Origin of the sequence: Halorubrum sp. SP3 (assembly GCF_005435195.1) — an archaeon.
Classification (GTDB): Archaea; Halobacteriota; Halobacteria; order Halobacteriales; family Haloferacaceae; genus Halorubrum; species Halorubrum sodomense.
This window is the reverse complement of record NZ_SGTU01000123.1, coordinates 1-1,085: the sequence shown is the minus strand read 5'-3', so window position 1 is coordinate 1,085 and position 1,085 is coordinate 1. Positions and strand designations below refer to the sequence as shown.

Annotated in this window: 1 protein-coding gene; it reads right to left on the bottom strand. The window is 59.7% G+C overall.

The genetic code is table 11. From position 1 onward, the window contains the following. A partial coding sequence (locus EXE42_RS15770; protein WP_137706938.1) for a type IV secretory system conjugative DNA transfer family protein occupies positions 1–1,085 on the bottom strand: 1,085 nt, incomplete at both ends.

Below are 1,085 nucleotides of genomic sequence, written 5' to 3'. Positions count from 1 at the left end.
GTCGTCATCGAACCGCTTGGCGATGAGCCGAGCGTCCTCCGCCTCCTTGACCCCGAACGAGAACATGGTGTTGACGTTCCCGAACAACTGCTTGAGCGTCTGTGGCGCGAACTCCCTGAGCTGGGATGGATTCTGGAGACAGGTCGTGACGCTCATCTTCCCAGAGCGGGCCTTCGAGAGCATCTTGTCGAGGGACATGTTCTCCGACGCGATGTCGTCAAACTCGTCCATGATCGCGAAGAACGGCTCCCGGTCGGCCTCTTCCATCTTCTCGCGCTTACGGATGGTTGCCCACACGCGCCGCATGATACCCGTAGAGACGACTTTCCGGATCTCTTCGGAGCGGAGCGTGTTCCGCACGAGAATGATCTTGCCCTCCTCGACGGCGTCGGAGATGTTGATGGTCCCCTTCCGGTGGGCGACAATGCCCCGCGAGATGGGGTCTTCGACCCAGTCCTGAATCCGACGGAGTACGGGGTCGATCTCCTCTTCATCCATCTCTGCGATTTTCGTCGTGTACTCGTGGATGAAGTCCATCCCCTCCTGGGAGACGACGTTGGCGAACTTCATCCGGCTCTCGTTGTCAGCGAGTACGTAGTACATATCGACGAGCGTGAACTGGCGGCGAGAGCTGATCATCGCCCGGGCGATGTTCATGGTGATCCCCTCCATCTTCGGCCCCCAGTATTCGCCACCACGGAGGACGGCTCGCAGGTCGTCGATGATGGACTCCACCTCGCGGTCGAACTCTTTCTGTGTCTCCGTCGCCCCGGGATCGAGGAAGTTGATGCCAGCCACCTGCTCGAAGTCCTCACTCCCTGGTTCAATCCACACGATGTCGTCCATGCGGTGGTCGGGGAGCTGGGTGATCAAGTCGTCGACGGTGTCACCCTTCGGGTCGATGAACACGAACCCGTAGCCCTTCCGGGCAATCTGGTTCATGAAGATGTTGAGCATCGTTGACTTCCCCTTCCCGGTGGTTCCGAACACGGTCATGTGCTGGAACCACGAGAGATCCTCTAAGCCGACTTCGCGGAAGCCGTCGAGTGGGGTTGTGTCGTATCCCAGCCAGAGGGGCTCGCGCT